The organism is Mesorhizobium sp. P5_C1, assembly GCF_054049815.1.
In genome coordinates this window covers 1-1,342 of the sequence record NZ_JBFULQ010000955.1, presented here as the reverse complement: position 1 = coordinate 1,342, position 1,342 = coordinate 1, and the positions used below count along the sequence as shown (strand labels likewise).

At 61.5% G+C, this 1,342-nt stretch carries 1 protein-coding gene; it reads left to right on the top strand.

Annotation, left to right across the window (positions count from 1 at the left end; translation table 11 throughout):
- The first annotated feature begins 65 nt into the window (after positions 1-65).
- Positions 66-1,340 carry an ATP-dependent Clp protease ATP-binding subunit ClpX gene (gene clpX, locus ACXJ7R_RS32945; RefSeq protein WP_023759839.1) on the top strand — a complete coding sequence of 425 codons (1,275 nt, stop codon included), beginning with the start codon at positions 66-68 and terminating at the stop codon, positions 1,338-1,340.
- The last annotated feature ends 2 nt before the right edge of the window (positions 1,341-1,342 follow it).

Below are 1,342 nucleotides of genomic sequence, written 5' to 3'. Positions count from 1 at the left end.
CGATAGATGAGAGTATGCGCCCTTTCAGCCAGACCATCGGCGGGCGGCCATGAAAGGACATGAAAATGAGCAAGGTCGGCAACAACAGCGGCGATTCCAAGAATACGCTCTACTGCTCGTTTTGCGGCAAAAGCCAGCACGAAGTGCGCAAGCTGATCGCCGGTCCGACGGTCTTCATCTGCGACGAGTGCGTCGAGCTCTGCATGGACATCATCCGCGAGGAGAACAAGACCTCGATGGTGAAGTCGCGCGAGGGCGTGCCGACACCGCAGGAGATCCTCAAGGTTCTCGACGATTACGTTATCGGCCAGCCCTACGCCAAGCGCGTGCTGTCGGTGGCCGTCCACAACCACTACAAGCGCCTCGCGCATGCCGGCAAGAACAACGATGTCGAGCTGGCCAAGTCGAACATTCTGCTGATCGGCCCGACCGGCTGCGGCAAGACGCTGCTGGCGCAGACGCTGGCCCGCATCATCGACGTGCCCTTCACCATGGCTGATGCCACGACGCTGACCGAAGCCGGTTATGTCGGCGAGGATGTCGAAAACATCATCCTCAAGCTGCTGCAGTCGGCCGACTACAATGTCGAGCGGGCGCAGCGCGGCATCGTCTACATCGACGAGATCGACAAGATTTCGCGCAAGTCCGACAATCCCTCGATCACCCGCGACGTGTCGGGCGAGGGCGTGCAGCAGGCGCTGCTGAAGATCATGGAAGGTACCGTCGCCTCCGTGCCGCCGCAGGGCGGCAGGAAGCACCCACAGCAGGAATTCCTGCAGGTCGACACCGCCAACATCCTGTTCATCTGCGGCGGCGCTTTCGCCGGGTTGGACAAGATCATCTCGGATCGCGGCCGGAAGACCTCGATCGGCTTCGGCGCCATCGTCGCTTCGCCCGAGGATCGCCGCACCGGCGACGTCTTCCGCCTGGTCGAGCCCGAGGATCTCTTGAAATTCGGTCTTATCCCCGAATTTGTCGGCCGTCTGCCGGTCTTGGCGACGCTGGAGGACCTCGACGAGCCGGCGCTGATCCAGATCCTGACCGAGCCGAAGAACGCGCTGGTCAAGCAGTATCAGCGGCTGTTCGAGATGGAAAATGTCGACCTGACCTTCCACGAGAACGCCCTGTCGGCGATCGCCAAGCGCGCCATCGAGCGCAAGACCGGCGCGCGCGGCCTGCGCTCGATCATGGAAGCGATCCTGCTCGACACGATGTTCGAACTTCCCGCGCTCGAAGGCGTTCGCGAAGTGGTTATTTCGGAAGAGGTGGTTACCGGCAGTGCCCGGCCGCTCTATATCTACTCCGAGCAGAAGGAAAAGAAGGGCAATGTCAGCGCCTGACA